Annotated in this window: 13 protein-coding genes; 6 read left to right on the plus strand and 7 right to left on the minus strand. The window is 62.7% G+C overall.

All coding sequences use genetic code 11. The features are described from left to right. Positions 1–141: 141 nt before the first annotated feature. The 3 genes from QZ213_RS12365 to QZ213_RS12380 form a co-directional block, all read right to left on the minus strand. Entirely contained in the window at positions 142–1,404 is a 1,263-nt protein-coding gene (locus tag QZ213_RS12365; protein ID WP_291686358.1) for a response regulator, read from the minus strand. A 14-nt stretch (positions 1,405–1,418) separates the two neighbouring features. Then, complete coding sequence (locus QZ213_RS12370; RefSeq protein ID WP_365885064.1) at positions 1,419–3,179, minus strand: ATP-binding protein; 1,761 nt, start codon at positions 3,177–3,179, stop codon at positions 1,419–1,421. Positions 3,180–3,648: 469 nt separating this feature from the next. Next, entirely contained in the window at positions 3,649–4,206 is a 558-nt protein-coding gene (locus QZ213_RS12380; protein ID WP_291686359.1) for an HNH endonuclease, read from the minus strand. A 187-nt stretch (positions 4,207–4,393) separates the two neighbouring features. Between QZ213_RS12380 and QZ213_RS12385 the strand changes: the two genes are divergently transcribed. Then, the gene (locus QZ213_RS12385) at positions 4,394–6,154 is read left to right on the plus strand and encodes a chloride channel protein (protein WP_291686360.1); all 1,761 of its coding nucleotides are present in this window, start codon (positions 4,394–4,396) and stop codon (positions 6,152–6,154) included. Positions 6,155–6,221: 67 nt separating this feature from the next. After that, positions 6,222–7,199, plus strand: coding sequence for a tripartite tricarboxylate transporter substrate-binding protein (locus QZ213_RS12390; protein ID WP_291686361.1), 978 nt, complete (start codon positions 6,222–6,224; stop codon positions 7,197–7,199). A gap of 25 nt (positions 7,200–7,224) precedes the next feature. On the opposite strand, the gene QZ213_RS12395 is transcribed toward QZ213_RS12390, so the two are convergent. Continuing rightward, the gene (locus QZ213_RS12395) at positions 7,225–7,896 is read right to left on the minus strand and encodes a response regulator transcription factor (protein WP_291686362.1); all 672 of its coding nucleotides are present in this window, start codon (positions 7,894–7,896) and stop codon (positions 7,225–7,227) included. Next, the gene (locus QZ213_RS12400) at positions 7,893–9,266 is read right to left on the minus strand and encodes a sensor histidine kinase (protein WP_291686363.1); all 1,374 of its coding nucleotides are present in this window, start codon (positions 9,264–9,266) and stop codon (positions 7,893–7,895) included. Before QZ213_RS12400 ends, QZ213_RS12395 begins: the two co-directional genes overlap by 4 nt. Before the next feature lie 185 nt (positions 9,267–9,451). Here QZ213_RS12400 and QZ213_RS12405 point away from each other — a divergent pair, with 185 nt between their 5' ends. Further along, entirely contained in the window at positions 9,452–9,976 is a 525-nt protein-coding gene (locus tag QZ213_RS12405) for a DUF3280 domain-containing protein (RefSeq protein ID WP_291686364.1), read from the plus strand. A 77-nt stretch (positions 9,977–10,053) separates the two neighbouring features. Beyond that, complete coding sequence (locus QZ213_RS12410) at positions 10,054–10,563, plus strand: DUF2380 domain-containing protein (protein WP_291686365.1); 510 nt, start codon at positions 10,054–10,056, stop codon at positions 10,561–10,563. Between the two features lie 12 nt (positions 10,564–10,575). Here QZ213_RS12410 and QZ213_RS12415 read toward each other — a convergent pair whose 3' ends face one another. Both QZ213_RS12415 and QZ213_RS12420 read right to left on the minus strand, forming a co-directional pair. Then, entirely contained in the window at positions 10,576–12,342 is a 1,767-nt protein-coding gene (locus tag QZ213_RS12415) for an NAD(P)/FAD-dependent oxidoreductase (protein WP_291686366.1), read from the minus strand. Between the two features lie 98 nt (positions 12,343–12,440). Further along, complete coding sequence (locus tag QZ213_RS12420) at positions 12,441–13,103, minus strand: DNA-3-methyladenine glycosylase 2 family protein (protein ID WP_291686367.1); 663 nt, start codon at positions 13,101–13,103, stop codon at positions 12,441–12,443. Between the two features lie 37 nt (positions 13,104–13,140). Between QZ213_RS12420 and gluQRS the strand changes: the two genes are divergently transcribed. Both gluQRS and QZ213_RS12430 read left to right on the plus strand, forming a co-directional pair. After that, complete coding sequence (gene gluQRS, locus QZ213_RS12425; RefSeq protein WP_291686368.1) at positions 13,141–14,010, plus strand: tRNA glutamyl-Q(34) synthetase GluQRS; 870 nt, start codon at positions 13,141–13,143, stop codon at positions 14,008–14,010. A gap of 109 nt (positions 14,011–14,119) precedes the next feature. Further along, the coding region (locus tag QZ213_RS12430; RefSeq protein ID WP_291686369.1) for an ATP-binding protein at positions 14,120–15,353 on the plus strand (1,234 nt) is incomplete at its 3' end.

The raw sequence follows: 15,353 nt of genomic DNA on the forward strand, positions 1-15,353 counted from the left end.
AGCAATTCACGCAATGCGTGGTTATGGAACGGCAGCGCATGGCGCAAAGCGGGCACCTGCCGATACATCTATGTCAGCGAAGTGCCGGGGGCGGATGTACTTGCAGTAGTAGCAGCTCCGTACCGCAGATAGGCCGGAGAGCTAATGGACTTTAGTGTCCAACTCGATACGGATGCCCTTCGCTCCGTTCAACAATCGTCGAAGATGAAATTCAACAAGCGAGTCATCCGCATTTGAAGCCAGCAGGGCGGCAAAGGCAGAAGTTGCGGATGCGTCTTCTGATTTCAGCTTGGTGTAAGCATCAAGATACCGGGCAGCAGCTGCTTCGTTGAACACAAGAGCCGGTAACAGCTCATAGGCCTCAAGTGGTTCGCCACGACCGCGCAACACCAATTCGCCAATAGGCCTTCCTTGAAATCTTCCGGCAATTGCCACCACCGCTGCGCTCGCGCAAATGCGTGTTCCTAAGTGTTTGTTGACAGCCTCTAGTCGGGCGACGGTGTTCATCGTGTCTCCATGGGCTGTATAGTCGAAAAACCGGTCGCCACCGAAATTCCCGACGAGCGCCGGACCCGCATGCACACCTATGCGCGTAACCCCAAAATTGACGTCTCTCGACCTCCAGCGAAGCCGAAACCCTTGTGCCCATGCGTCAAGATCATTGGCGCAGGTAATGGCTCGAATTCCATAATCAGCTTGATCGCTCGGAGCGTTAAACAAGATTTGGATTGCATCTCCGACTATTTTTGCAACGGTTCCTTGATGCGCGAACACAATTTCGGTCATGCCGAACATGTATTCGTTCAGCATCTCTCCCAGAATTGCAGGCGATGTCTTCTCTACCAGAGACAGAAAGTCGGTGATGTCGGTAAATATGACCGAAATGTCACGAACATGGGCGGTCATCCCGTCCATGTCAGCTCCCGTCGCTAGCCGGCTTGCCAACTGTGGAGAGAAATAACGAGAAAGCGACGCCTGGGCTAGTTCGGCCTTTATCAGTCGTTGCTGGGAGTTGCGCTCCATATTCACATGAAGAATAGTCCTCTCGAGTGTGGCCTCGAGGTCGTTGAAATCGATCGGCTTTGTCAGGAAGTCGAACGCGCCTCGGTTCATGGCGGAGCGGATGTTAGCCATGTCGTCATAGGCCGAAACAACGATGGTCGTTCTTTTGTGTTCCTCTTCCTGCAGCTTTCGCAATAGGGTTAATCCGTCCATCCGTGGCATATTGATGTCTGAGAGAACCACCTCAATCTGCGGATTGGCGGCGACGGCCTGAAGCGCGTCGACCCCGTCGCGAGCGAAGACGAATGCAATTCTTCCATCGCTGATTTGCTTTTGAAAATGCTGCAGAACCACATCCTCAAGATCCGGTTCGTCGTCTACAACAAGGATAGTCGCAGTCATGGTTTGCCAAGGCTTCAATCGATTAACTTACGTGGAAGCGCAATGATAAATTCGGTGAACTCGTTCGGTTGGGTTTCGAGGTTGATGGTACCGCGATGCTGTTTCACGATGATATCGTGACTGATCGACAAACCTAACCCCGTTCCTTCGCCAGTAGGCTTCGTGGTGAAGAAGGGATCATAAATCCTCTCCCTGATCTCGGCGGGAATACCGGCTCCATTATCGCGGACACGAATCTCGACCTTGTCGCCGAGGTCCTTCGTCGCCACCACGAGCGTTGGCTCTATACCTGCCGAAGCCTGCCGGTTAGTCGCTGCATAGAACCCGTTGGAGATCAAGTTAAGTAGAACCCTGGAAATTTCCTGAGGGTATAGATCGATCTTGCCCGAACGGTCATCATACTCGCGCTTTAGCGCAATATTGAAATTGGCTCGCTCAGCTCGAGCGCCGTGATAGGCGAGGTTGAGAGTCTCGTCCACGACGGCGTTGATATCGACTAGACGGTGTTCGCCCGAGACTGACCGGGAATGCAGGAGCATGTTCTTTACGATCGAATCGGCTCGCTTACCGTGCTGACTGATTTTTTCAAGGTTCTGTTGCAGTGTATGGGCTAGGCCGTCGACCTCATCACGCAGTTGAGTGGCGAGGGGAGCGTCCGACAAGAGTTCGAGCAACTCGTCGATCAATTCCCCGGATAATCTGGAAAAATTGTTGACGAAATTAAGTGGATTTTTGATCTCGTGGGCAATACCCGCAGTGAGCTGACCCAACGAGGCCAGTTTTTCCGTGTGAACCAAGCGATCTTGCGCTGCTCGCAGTTTGTCAAGCGACAGCGACAGCTCCTCGGCCAAGGTGCGATATTTCTCCTCACTTTGCCTGAGAGCTTGTTCGGCTACTACTTGATCGGTGACGTCCGCATGAGCTCCCACCAGGCGAATAGCGTTGCCATTTTCATCGCGTTCGATTTGGGTCTTCGCCAAGATCCAGCGGATCTCTCCATCACTTGGGCGGATAATGCGGTACCGCAAGGAGTAACCGTCTTCACGACCTGCAACAGCATCGAGGAATCGCTTTTCGGTTGCCCATCGATCATCGGGGTGAATTCTGCGAACCCAGTCGTCATGCGTCTCGTGCGCGGACTCAGGTGTCAGCCCGTGAATGGCTAGATATTCCGGCGACCGTCGGTTTTGGAAGCCTCTTGTTAGATTTACCTCAAGTCCGCCGATTTTCCCAATCTGCTGTACACGGGCCAGCTCGGCCTCGCGCGCGCGTAAGGCCAGATTTGTTCGGTATTCCTGCGTCTCGTCACGACATATAACTAGAACTCCTCCGACGCCTGCGTCCTCCTCGATCGGGCTGAAGCTATAGGTCCAATAATGATGACGTGATGAATCCTGCTGACCTGTCGGCATCAGTCGATGTTCGCGCCATACGCTGCCCTTGCCGGCCATTACCTTTTCTACATCTGGTCCTATGAGTTCCCAAACATCGCCCCAGTATTCGCGGCCCGGTTTGCCGAGTCCTTCCGCGCGCAAATCTGGCCCGACCATCTGACCAAAACTGTCGTTGTAAAATTGAATGAATTCCGGCCCCCACCAGATCAGCACCGGATGGTTCGTATTCAGCAGGATCCTCAACGCGAAGCTTAGTGCTTTCGGCCAGTCGTCCGGAGCGCCGATGGGGGTTGCGGACCAGTCAAAATTCCGCATTTCGGCGCCCATTTCCCCGCCACCCGCGAGAAATGCAGCAGATTCCGGTTTGGCAAAGTCCAGCATTGGACCCTCCGCCTTACGAGAAACCGATAAACCTTACCGTGTATTATATGTCGCAGAGGACCGGGGAAGGTTCTAGTTTTTTGCCGTCCGATCCATAAATTCGCCGAGCCGGAGTGTTTCTGGCTGAACCTGTGGTCCTACCCCCGTGCTTTTTTTGCACGGGACCCACGGGTGCAACCGGCACCCGGCTTTCCCTGCGCCCTTCGATTGGAGAGGGCGGAACGAGCAGGCCAAAACTCGCGCCAAACATGCGGCGAGATCGCGGAGCTCTGTCTATCGCTGTTTGAAAACTAAATTCGTGACCCGTAGCCCACATTGAGCCAACGGGTCGCGCGAATGCGCGCCCGATGGGCGAAACCCGGGTTCGGTGTCGCAATGTCCCGGATGGCGCAGAGCCTGTCATCGGGCGGCGCTTCGCGCCGACCCGTTGGCTACATCCGGAGCTACGACCTCACACCGAGCGCTCCGCTTACGGATCGAGCTCCGTATCCCAGTACAAATAGTCGAGCCAGCTGTCGTGCAGATAGTTCGGCGGGAACAGCCTGCCGTTGCGGTGCAGCTGGTGCACCGTCGGCGCGAACGGGTGTTGCCTCGGAAACATCCGCGCCTGCTGTGGCGTCAGATTGCCCTTGCGCAGGTTGCACGGCGAACAGGCGGCGACCACGTTTTCCCAGGTGGTCTGGCCGCCTTTGCTGCGCGGGATGATGTGGTCGAAGGTGAGATCGTCATGGGCCGAGCAATACTGGCAGACGAAGCGGTCGCGCAGGAACACGTTGAACCGGGTGAAGGCCGGATGCGTGGTCGGCTTGACGAAGGACTTCAGAGACACCACGCTCGGCAGCTGGATTTCGAACGACGGGCTGCGCACGGCACGGTCGTAGTGCTCGACGATGTTGACACGATCGAGGAACACCGCCTTGATCGCGTCCTGCCACGACCAGAGAGACAGCGGATAGTAACTGAGCGGCCGGAAATCCGCGTTCAGCACCAGTACCGGCCAACCGCCTTGCGAGACATGTGCGTTCAATTAACGCTCCTGACTCCCATGTTAGCTGCGAAGCAGCATGCGTTGACATACTACAGGCAGCGTGACGGGATTGTGAAGAGCGTTGGCGGCCTTATCCGCCCCCGTCCGGGCCGGGTTGCATGATCGGCATCAAGACCGCTAAACCGGGGCGGGCGGCGTTTTCGGCCGAATACGGGCTCAATTAAGAATGGTTACCACCTCGCGTTTTCTTGAGGCGCCGCGCCGCCTGCGTGCGTTCGTTCGGGCCCACGAAACCAGCCTCGTCGTCCTCGCCGCCCTCGTCGGAATCATCGGCGGATTGGTGGTGGCGGCCATGAGCGCGGCGGTCGAAGCCATGCATGTGCTGCTGTTCAACATTGAAATAGGGGAGCGCCTGTCGAGCCAATACGCGATCGATCCGCTGCGCGCGCTGCTGGTGCCGAGCCTGGGCGGATTATTGCTGGGTGTGGCGTTCCTGCTGCTGCAGCGGGTCCGGCCGGCCCGCGAAGTCGACCCGATCGAGGCCAATGCCCTGCATGGCGGCCGGATGTCGTTTCGCGGCAGCGTGATCGTGGCGGCGCAGACGGTGTGGTCCTCGGGCGTCGGCGCCTCGGTCGGCCTCGAAGCGGGCTATACCCAGCTCGCCAGCGGTATCGCCGCCTCCCTGGGCCGCGGCTTTCATCTGCGCCGCGCCGATCAGCGCATCATGGTCGGGTGCGGCGCCGCGGCCGCGATCGCGGGGGCGTTCGGGGCGCCGCTGGCCGGCGCCTTCTATGCCTTTGAGCTGGTGATCGGGGGATATACGCCGGCCAGTCTGACGCCTGTCGGCGTCGCCGCGGTCGCAGGCTATTTCGTTGCGCACTTCTTTTCGGTGCTGTCGCTCGGCGTCGGCGTCGGCCCGGTCGGCGATGTGCTCGGCCGCGATCTCGCCATCGCCGCCTTGCTCGGGGTTCTGGCGGCGCTGTTCGGCATCGCCATCATGCGCGGGGTGGCGCTGTGCGAGACGCTGCTGGCCAGGACCCGGCTGTGGCCGCCGCTGCGCCCGGCGCTGGGCGGTCTCGGCGTCGGCCTGCTCGCCTTGATAGCGCCGCAGGTGATGTCGTCAGGGCATGGCGCGCTGCATTTTGCCGGATTTGTCTCGATTCCGCTGTCGGTCGTCGCGACCATCTTCGTCCTGAAAGCGATTGCGTCGGTGATATCGCTGGGTTCCGGCTTTCGCGGCGGCTTGTTTTTCGCCACACTGTTTCTGGGCGCGCTCGGCGGTCATCTGTTCGCCGGCGGCTTCGATGCGATCTGGCCGGGCTTCAACCTCAGCCCGAATGTGTACGCCATCATCGGGATGAGCGCGCTGTCGGCCTCGGTCATCGGAGGGCCGCTGACGATGTCGTTCATCGCGCTGGAATCGACCGGCAATCTCTGGCTCTCGACCGCCGTTCTGGTCGCGGTCATCATCTCGACCCAGATCACCCGCGAATTGTTCGGCTACTCCTTCGCGACCTGGCGACTGCATCTGCGCGGCGAGACTATCCGCAGCGCCGCCGACATCGGCTGGATCCGCGACCTCACGGTGCGCAGCCTGATGCGTCAGGATCTCGCGACCGTGAACGCCAATATGGGCATCGAGGAATTCCGCGAGAAATTCCCGTTGGGGTCGAAAAACCAGGTGGTCGCGGTCGATGGATCGGGCCGCTATGTCGGGCTGGCGCTGGTCGCCGACGCGCACGCGCCGGATATCGAGACGGCCAAGGGGCTGATCGGCCTTTTGCATTTCCGGGATGTCGTGCTGCATCCCGGCATGAATATCCAGGAGGCCATCGCCGTGTTCGACGCCGCGGAAGCGGAATCGCTCGCCGTGGTCGATATCGACGGCGAACACCGGCCGATCGGGGTTTTGAGCGAGGCCCATGCGATGCGGCGCTATGCGGAGGAATCGGAACAACGGCGGCGCGAGGTGCTGGGCGAGGTTTGATCGACGCACAGCGGCAACCCAAAACAAGCTAGAATGCGTTGCAGGCGCTTCATCGGGGGGGAACGACATGCGCAGATTGCTGGCGGTGATGGTTGCGGCCATTTTCGCTCTGGGGTGGACCGGTGTAGCCGTCGCGCAGGGCTATCCGGCGCATCCGATCACCATGATCGTGCCGTTCCCCGCCGGCGGCGCCACCGACACCCTTGCCCGCTTCCTGGGCGAGAATATGCGGCCGATCCTGGGCCAGCCCATCATCATCGAGAACGTCGCGGGAGCCGCCGGCAGTATCGGCGTCGGCCGCGCCGTGCGTTCGCCCGCCGACGGCTACACGCTCTCGATCGGCACCTCGACCACGCATATGCTGACCGGCGGGCTTTACGCGCTTTCCTTCGATCTGCTGAGGGATCTCGAACCGGTCATCGAGATCGGCAGCGAGCCGCTGCTGATCGTCGGCAAGAAGAACCTGCCGGCGGACGATTTGAAGGGGTTGATCGCCTGGCTCAGGGCCAATCCCGACAAAGCGTCGGTCGGCATCGCCGGCGTCGGCGCGACCGGTCATCTCACGGGGATATCGTTCCAGAAGGAGACCGGCACGAAATTTCAGTTCGTGCCGTATCGCGGCAATGCGCCGGCGATGCAGGATCTCTTGGCGGGACAAATCGATTTCATGATCGAGCCGTCCTCGAACTTCAAGTCGCTGGTCGCTTCCGGCAGCGTCAAGCCGTTCGCCATCACGGGGCGGACGCGGCTGTCGTCGTCGCCGGATATTCCGACCGCGGATGAGGCCGGACTGCCCGGCTTCTTTGCCTCGCTCTGGTACGGCTTGTGGGTGCCCAGGGACACGCCGAAGGACATCGTCGCCAAGCTCAATGCCACGTTGGTGCAGGTGCTCGCCGATCCCGCGGTGAAGCGGCGCCTGGACGATCTCGGCATCCAGATCACGCCGCTGGCGCAGCAATCGCCGGAGGCCTTGCGGGCGTTCCAGAAAGCCGAGGCCGAACGCTGGTGGCCGATCATCAAGGCCTCCAACATCAAGGCGGAGTAAGGCCGGCCGCACGATGTTCGCCAGGCTAGCTCGCGATATCCTCCGCGGCGATGATCCGCTGGCGAAGCGCCAGGCGTACAAGTTCGATGTCGGAGGCGACGCCGAGTTTGGCGCGGATCAGATAGCGGGTGTTGGCCGCCGTCTTGACGCTGATGTGCAGGGTCTCGGCGATGTCATCGACGGATTTTTCGGCCAGCAGCATGCGCAGGATTTCGAATTCCCGCGGACTCAGCGCATCGACGGCCGAAGGTTCATCGGCGAGCCGGCTGATGGCGAGTTCGTGGTCGATGTCGGGGCTGAGGGCGATGCGCCCGGCCATGACCTCGGCGATAGCGCGCAACAGCGTCTCCGGCGGGTTGCTCTTCGTCACAAAGCCGCGGGCGCCCGCCTTGATCGCCTGCACCGCATAGGCGGCGCTCTGGTGCATCGTGAATACCAGGATACGCGCGGCATGGTCCCATTGCCGGATCCGCCGGATCGCCTCGACCCCGCCAATTCCAGGCATCGATACGTCCATGATGACGAGGTCGGGCCTGACCTCCTTGTAGACACGATAGGCGTCGGCCCCGTCGCCGGCCTCGGCGACGACCTGAAGGCGATCCTGCTTGTGCAACAAGGAGCGATAGCCTTCGCGCACGATGGCATGGTCGTCCGCCAGCATCACCCGCGTGAAGCTCCTCGCATCGGGCACGCTCATGGTTCTGCCCCCATATTGGGAATGCTCGCGACAAGCCGGGCGCCGCCTGCCGCCCGCCGCTCGAACCGCAGCGTTCCGCCGAGCGAAACGACCCGCTCCTGCATGCCGAGAAGTCCCATGCCGGCTTTTGGCGCGAGACTTCCGCTCCCCGCCTCGCCGTCGTCTTCGACGCTCAAGACGATATCGGCGTGTCCGGCCTCAAGGCGCAGTTGCACGCAGCTCGCCTGCGCGTGCTTCGCCGCATTGGTGATCGCCTCCTGCGCGATGCGATACAGGCTCGCGCAGACGCTCGACGGCAGCTCGTCGACCTTGCCAATGATGGCGATGCCGAACCGGGTGCGGCCCTTTTCGAAGCCGTTCCAGCTTGCGACAAGGCTTTCCAGGCTCAGCGTGAGGCCGAGTTCCTCGATGTCGGGCGGACGCAGGCGCACCAGCGTCCCGCGCAGCGTTTCCATCATGCCCGCCGTGGTGCGCGAGATGCCCCGGCATTCCCCAAGCAGCGGCGGATATTCGCGCTCCGCGGTATGGGCGGCGGCGGCGGCCTGCGCGGCGATGGCGGTGAGCGACTGGCCGAATTCGTCGTGCAACTCGCGGGCAAGATGGCGCCGCTCCTCGTCCTGCACGGCGATGAGCTTTCGCGTCAACGCGTTGCGTTCGGCAAGCGTAGCCTGCAGCTTCTGCGCCAGCGCGTTGAAGACGTCGGAAATGGCCGAGAGTTCCGCGAGATCGAAGCTTGGAAGCCGTGCGGAAAGATCGTTCGCCGCAAGTTGCGACAGCCCGGCGCGAATGGCATGCGTCGGCCGCAGCGCACGCGCGAGCGCCGCGTATACCGCAAGACAAAGCCCCGCGAGGGCGAAAGCCATGATCGAGAGAAGGCGGCTCGTCTCGCGCCAGCTCTGGCCGATCTGCGTGGCAGGGTCGAAGGTCGCGACCGCCACGCCCCCGGCCTTGCCCTCGATGAGCAGCGGCATCGAGATCGGCTCGCCCGGATGAAAGACGGCGCGATACAGCGCGGCGAAACTTTCCGGTGCGACGGTGTCGTCGGCGAGCGCGCCGCTGCAAATACCCTGGCGAAAATCTCCGATATTATCCCGATAGGCGATGCAGAGGCCCGGCTCCATCAACGGCGTCGCGACCCGTTGCAGATCGGGAGTCCGGTCGGACGATAGGGAAAACCATTGCGCCTCCGCCCGCTGCAACGAGATATCCTTGGCGACGATTTCGGCAATACGGATCGCCTTCGCCCTGTTGACCCGGTCGCTGTCAAACAAGGCGTAGGCTGCGACCGCGAGGAAGCAAACCGCCGCCAGCGCCGCGACGCGCAACGCCAGCCGCAGCTTCAGATCGATGGCGCGCGCGGGGCCCGCCACGGATTCAGGGACCTGTCGCAAGCTCCCTCCCATTCCCATCGCATTTAGAAGCAAATACCGTCCGGAAGAAAGCACCGCGAGTCTAGATCGGGCATTTCACCCGGTCAATCCAGGGAAAATCTCCATTTCGCGAAAGTCACGGATCGGGCGTTATGGCGGCGATACGACAGCTTCGGGGTTCATGCATGCGTGGCATTGCTTTCATCCTCGCGCCGGCCATGGCTCTTGCCGGGTTCGCAGTCGCGAAGGCGGCCGAACCCGCCGCACCGCCCCCGATCAAGCTTGCGGTGTTTCCGTTTGAGTTGGAGGATTTCAGCGCCGCCGCGGCGTATGTTCCCCCCGACGACATGGACCGCGAGCAGTTGCGGCTTTCGACGGAAGAGGCGCGCCGGCTGATCGCGCAATCCGGCCGCTACCAGCTGGTCGACGTCGGCGCGGCGAACGACGAAGCGGCCAAAGCGGGCAAATTGCACGGTTGCGACGGTTGCGAAGCCAAAATCGCCGCGAGCCTCAATGCGGATCGGTCCATGATCGGGATCGTCACACGCATCAGCCGGACGGATTACGCGGTGACTTACAAGATTCGCGACGCCAAATCCGGGGCGCTCGTCGACGTCGAGCAGACCGACCTTCGCGCGGGCGCCAACTCGGCCTGGAGCCGGGGGGCGCGCTGGTTGATTCAGCGCCGTCTGCTGGAACAGTCGAACTAGCGCGAGGTTACCGGATATGATTGTAACGGATGCCAAGACGCATCGCCAACAGGAACCCATACGCCATGGAAAAGCCGATGAAACTAAGGTCAGCGGGCCTCGCTCTGGTCGTCGCAGCCTTCTGCGCAGCCGTTCCTGTTCGGCAAAGTCAGGCGCAAGGCGAGGCGCCCGTCCTCGCGGTTGCCGAAATCCAGTATATCGACACCTCGGGCGAGGTCATCGATCAGACCGCCGACCACTTTCGACGCCTGCGCGAGTTCGAGGCTTCGTTGCGCACCGATTTAACGGCGAGCGGAAAGGTACGAAACGTCGCGCTCGATTGCCCGCCCAACGCCTGTTCGATTGGCGATATCGATGCAGATCAGTTGCTCGGCAAGGCGCAGGCGGCCGGCGCCGAATATCTGCTGATCAGCAGCTTCCACAAGGTGAGTACGCTGGTGCAATGGGCAAAATTCGACCTCGTCGAGGTGAAGACGCGGAATGTGGTATTCAATCGTCTCGTCACTTTCCGCGGCGACAATGACAAGGCCTGGCGCCACGCCGCATCCTTCATCGTGCGGCAGATCCTGGATCATGAGGAACCGTGAAGCGGACGGAGTTCATGCGCTCGGCGGCAACAGCCCTTCCTCGATCGCCTTGATCTGCAGCGCCAGATATTTCGAGTTGATCCGGCATTGCGCGAGGCTGCCGGCAATGAACCAGAGGCCGGGTTGTGGCGTGCGGGTGTACATGTTGCGCAGTTCCTGGCCCTCGCCAAATCCCCAGATCGGGCCGACGCGGTTGGCGACCCCGTCGCCGAACAGTCTGCGCACGAGAACTTCCTGCGGCTGGTAGCCGGTCGCCAGCACGATCAGGTCGGCGGCAACATGCTCGCCGCTCTTCATCTGCGCGCCATCGGCGACGAAGGATTCGATGTCCGAAAACTGGATCAGTCTGATCGCGCCGGTGGCGACCAGATCGGAGCAGCCGACATTGAAATAGTAGCCGCCGCCGCGTGTGAGATATTTGAACTGCCAGCCGGTGTCGCCGTCGCCGTAATCGAGCTTGAAGCCGACGCGCGTCAGCCCGTCGAGCAGATCCTTGTCCAGATTCCTGGATTGCTCGGTCAGCATCACGTGGCTGCGTCTCGCCAGCGCCAGCGGCATCGAGGTCGCGATCAGGTCGTTATCCTCAAGCGTTCCCTCATTGTAGGCCGCATAGGCCAGTTGCGCCGATGGTTCGATATTGGTGACCAAGGTCGAGCTGCGCTGAACCAGGGTGACGTCGGCCCCGCTCGAATGCAGGTCCTGCGCGATGTCGTGGCCGCTGTTGCCGGTGCCGATCACGATGGCGCGTTTGCCCTTCCAGGCCTCGCCGTCGTCATATTGGCTGGAATGCAGCACCGTGCCGGTAAAGTTTTTCAAAGCGGGAATATCGGGCAGGTTCGGAATGCCGCTGACGCCGGTGGCCATGACGACGTGGCGCGGATGCATGACGCGCTTTGAGCCATCGGCCCGCCGCAGCACCACCGACCAGCGCCCGTTCTCTTCATCGTAAGTGCCGCTCTCGAACTCGGTGCGGGTCCAGTAGTTAAGCTCCATGGCGTCGACATAGGTCTCGAACCAGTTGGCGAGCTTGTCCTTGGGGATGTAGACCGGCCAGTTCGGCGGGAACGGCATATAGGGCAGATGATTGACCTGAACCTGGTTGTGCAGTGTCAACGCGTGGTAGCGCTTGCGCCAGTTGTCGCCGATCCGCGCCTCCCGGTCGACGATCAGCGTGTCGATCCGCAATTGCTTCAACCGCGCCGCGATCGCGAGCCCCGCCTGCCCGCCGCCGACCACCAGCACGGCGGGGTCGCGGTCGGCGTATTCGATGGCGGCTTTGCGCAGGTCGAGCCAGTTGGGTCCGCGAAAATCCCGCGAATAGGACTGGCCGCGCGGCCGCGACGAGCCGAGTTGCTCTTCGAAGCCTTTCAACTCGTCGAGCGCGGTGAGCAGCGTCCAGGCCTTCAGCCGGTTGTCGTCGGCGGCGTCCGGGATCAGCCGCAGGATGCCGCTGCCGCGGCCTTGCGCGGTTTCGAACTTGAAAATCGCCTCGATTGAAACGGTACCGGCGCGGGTCACCCGGCGTGGTGCGGCGCGGTCGGGATCGATCCTGAAACCGTGCGGCGCGGCGCTGATGGCATGAACCTTCAATTCCCGCAGGATCGCATCCGCGCCGTTGAGGGTCTGCAAGTTCCAGCTGAGCGCCAGCACGTCGCGCCAATAGCTTTCCGGGTGAAACAGGGGCTTTAGCCAGGATTCATCAGGCTTGGCGATGGCGCTTTCGAATTGCGCCAGCCAGCTTTCGGCGGCGATCGAAACATCGTCGGTTTTGTCCAACATTGGCGTCTTCTCTATCCGGCCGTCTTCGCGGCGTTTCCCCGTTGGCAAAACCTATACCGTTTGGGATCGCCCAGAAAGGGCGGCATTTGCGCGCGCGATTATTGTCGCCCGCCCTTGACGCCGATCACGCCCTCGCGCTTCTTGATGGCGCGGTAATAGGACCACCACAGATGCGCCGCGGCGCCGCGCATCGGGCGCCACGGCTCCGCCAGCGGCGCCATCTGCTTTGCGGTCGGCCGCGTCTTCAAGCCGAGTCCGATCTTCACCGCCTCCTGCACGGCGAGATCGCCGGCGGGCCAGGCGTCGCCATGGCCGAGGCAAAACAACAGATAAACGTCGGCGGTCCACGGGCCGATGCCGTGCAGCGCCGTCAGCGTATTGTGCGCGGCGTCGGCATCCTCGTTCGCCAGCACATCGAGATTGAGCCGCTCGGCGGCGATTTCGCGTGCCAGGCTCTTCAGGGTCTTGATCTTTGCCGCCGACAGGCCGAGCCGGCCCAGCCGGTCGGCGCGCGCCTTGCGGAGCGCCTCATGGTGGAACGGATCGAACGCGGCCGTGAGGCGGGCCCAGATCGCCGCGGCGCTCGCGGTCGACAATTGCTGGCCGCAGACGATCGCGGCGAGGCCGGCATAACCGGGCTCGCGACGCCGCAGCGCCGGCATGCCGGCGATCCCGAATACCGGTTTGAGCCGCGGGTCCTGCCTGAGCAGCGCGTGAATGGCCTCTTCGAGATCGGCCTGGGTGTTGAGGTGGAGGGTCATTGCGACTTAAAACCACCACGTCCCGCGAATGAGATCAATGCCGCCTGTCTTCCGCTTTGCGCCGAGCCCGAACGGTTACCTGCATCTCGGCCACGCTTATTCGGCGTTGCTGAACCACGATTCCGCGCGCGAAAGCGGCGGCCGCTTGCTGCTGCGCATCGAGGATATCGACGCCACCCGCTGCCGGCTGGAATTCGAGGCCGCGATCTACGAGGACCTCGCCTGGCTAGGCATGACCTGGGAAAGCCCGGTGCGCCGGCAGTCCGAACACCTTTCAGACTATCGCGATGCGGTCGAGAAGCTGTCAGCGATGGGTCTGATCTATCCAAGCTTCGAGAGCCGCGCCGAAATCGCAAGACTTGTGGCGGAACGGGAGGCGCAGGCTCCCTGGCCGCGCGACCCCGACGGGGCGCCGCTCTATCCCGGTGTCGCGAAATTGCTGTCGCCCGACGAACGCGCGCGGCTGCTCGAAGCCGGCCTGCCTTACGCGCTGCGGCTCGACATGGAAGCGGCCTGCGCGCGGGCCGGCGGTTTGACCTGGATCGAGCACGGCGACGGTCCCGACAGCGGGACGGGGGCAGTGGCTGCCCGGCCGGAAGCCTGGGGCGACGTGATCCTGGCGCGCAAGGAGACCCCGAGCAGCTATCATCTCTCGGTGGTGATCGACGACGCCTTGCAGGGCGTGACCGATGTCGTGCGGGGGCGGGACCTGTTCTGGTCGACCAGCGTCCACCGGCTGCTGCAGCAACTGCTTGGCTTGCGGTCGCCCTCTTACCGGCACCACCGCCTCGTGCTCAATGCTGCGGGGCGAAAGCTCTCGAAGTCCAACGCGGCCGTGGGTCTTCGCGAACTCCGCAGCCAGGGCGCGACGCCGGCCGATATCCGCCGCCTGGTCGGCTTGCCTTAAATACGGGCGCGCCCTTGCCGCCGCCGATTGCAAGGGGAAAAATCCCCTCCGGCGAGACTCTCCGCGTCCGGCCGTGGCATGGTGGGGATCGGCCAGGGTCAGGGGAATCATGGCGGCGAAATCGCGCTCACTGCGCACCACGCGGCCGGCGAAACGCCGGCCGCCGAAAAAGCGCGTTTCAGGCCTTGCCGTCCGCAAGGCCCGCAAGCGCGCCGCCAAGACGGCCGGACCAGGCATGGTCGAGGCGGCGCTCGCTGCGTTTGCCCATGAAGTGCGCACCCCGCTCACCGGAATTCTCGCCATCAGCGATCTCTTGGCCACGTCGGATCTCGACGAGCGCGAGCGGCGCTGGGTCGATACCATCAAGGCGGGCGCGGAACATCTTGCAAGCCTTGCGACCTTGTTCGTCGACGCCGCCCGGGATGGCCACGCCGTGGCCGGGATGCGGCAGGATTTCTTCGATCTGCGAGCGCTGGCGCGCGGCGCCGGTGATTCGCTGGCCGGGCGGGCGGCGGCCAAAGGCCTGCAATCCCATGTCGAGATTTCCGAGAAACTACCGGCGTTGGTTGCCGGCGATCCCGTACGGCTGCGCGCCGCGCTGGAAAACCTGATCGACAATGCGGTGAAGTTCACCGAACATGGCGGCGTCGCGCTCGAGGTGGTCCCGGTGCGCGGCTTGAAAGGCAAGATCGGCGTCTCCTTTTCGGTCTCCGACAGCGGGATCGGGCTCGCGCTCAACGAGATCAAGCGCCTGTTCCGTCCGTTCTCACAAGCCAATGTCAGCATCGCCGCGCGCTTCGGCGGCGCCGGCCTCGGATTGTCGTCGGTAAAACAAATCGCGCGCGCGATGGGGGGCGACATCAGCGTGGCGCAACGGCGCGGCGGCGGAACCACGTTCATGCTGACGGTCAGTTTGACCCGAGCCAAAGCGTCGAAGGCAGCCGCTTCGGGCGCGAACGCCGTCGTCGCGGCGACACGGGCGCAGGCGCTGCGTATCCTCGGCGTCGAAGACAATCCGTTCGGCCGCGTCGTGCTCAACACGATCCTCACCGAACTCGGTCACAGTGCCGAATTCATCGGGCGGGGCGAGGCCGCCGCCGAGCGGATCGCGCAGGGCGACTTCGACGCGGTGCTGATGGACATGGTGCTGCCGGGCATCGACGGCATCGAGACCATCCGGCGAATTCGAGGCCTGAGCCCGCCGCTCGGCCGCATCCCGATCATCGGGGTGTCGGGTCGCGGCGATGACGAGGCGGCCTCGCGCGCGGCCGGCGCCGACGCCTTTCTGGTCAAGCCTGTGAGTCCAAGGGCGCTAGCGACTGCGCTGCTTGAAGCGACACGCC

Source organism: Bradyrhizobium sp., from assembly GCF_017881085.1.
Classification (GTDB): Bacteria; Pseudomonadota; Alphaproteobacteria; order Rhizobiales; family Xanthobacteraceae; genus Bradyrhizobium.

Coding starts and splice junctions, on each gene's coding strand:
- QZ213_RS12365 (WP_291686358.1), bottom strand. CDS start 1,404: ATGACTGCGACTATCCTTGTTGTAGACGACGAACCGGATCTTGAGGAT.
- QZ213_RS12370 (WP_365885064.1), bottom strand. CDS start 3,179: ATGCTGGACTTTGCCAAACCGGAATCTGCTGCATTTCTCGCGGGTGGC.
- QZ213_RS12385 (WP_291686360.1), top strand. CDS start 4,394: ATGGTTACCACCTCGCGTTTTCTTGAGGCGCCGCGCCGCCTGCGTGCG.
- QZ213_RS12390 (WP_291686361.1), top strand. CDS start 6,222: ATGCGCAGATTGCTGGCGGTGATGGTTGCGGCCATTTTCGCTCTGGGG.
- QZ213_RS12395 (WP_291686362.1), bottom strand. CDS start 7,896: ATGAGCGTGCCCGATGCGAGGAGCTTCACGCGGGTGATGCTGGCGGAC.
- QZ213_RS12405 (WP_291686364.1), top strand. CDS start 9,452: ATGCGTGGCATTGCTTTCATCCTCGCGCCGGCCATGGCTCTTGCCGGG.
- QZ213_RS12410 (WP_291686365.1), top strand. CDS start 10,054: ATGAAACTAAGGTCAGCGGGCCTCGCTCTGGTCGTCGCAGCCTTCTGC.
- QZ213_RS12415 (WP_291686366.1), bottom strand. CDS start 12,342: ATGTTGGACAAAACCGACGATGTTTCGATCGCCGCCGAAAGCTGGCTG.
- QZ213_RS12420 (WP_291686367.1), bottom strand. CDS start 13,103: ATGACCCTCCACCTCAACACCCAGGCCGATCTCGAAGAGGCCATTCAC.
- gluQRS (WP_291686368.1), top strand. CDS start 13,141: ATGCCGCCTGTCTTCCGCTTTGCGCCGAGCCCGAACGGTTACCTGCAT.